Source organism: Limimaricola sp. G21655-S1 (genome assembly GCF_027213785.1).
Classification (GTDB): Bacteria; Pseudomonadota; Alphaproteobacteria; order Rhodobacterales; family Rhodobacteraceae; genus Limimaricola.
Map to the genome: position 1 here is coordinate 1 of NZ_JAPWGO010000352.1, position 255 is coordinate 255.

A 255-nucleotide genomic window follows, 5' to 3' on the forward strand; every position below is an offset into this window, starting at 1 on the left:
CAACTGGCGAAAGAAGCCGGGTATGATGGCGTCGAGATCATGGGCTCTGAGGGGTACTTCCTCAATCAGTTCCTTGTAACCCACACCAACAAACGCGAAGACCGCTGGGGTGGCAGTTATGAAAACCGCATGCGACTGCCGGTCGAGGTAGTACGTCGCGTGCGCGAAGCGGTCGGGCTGGAGTTCATCCTGATCTATCGCCTCTCGATGATCGACCTCGTGCCCAATGGCTCCACGTTTGACGAAGTCGTGCAG

Annotated in this window: 1 pseudogene; it reads left to right on the forward strand. The window is 57.3% G+C overall.

Features of this window, described 5'->3' with window-relative positions:
• Positions 1–255, forward strand: a pseudogene (fadH, locus tag O4G76_RS21055) (NADPH-dependent 2,4-dienoyl-CoA reductase); the annotation flags it as partial.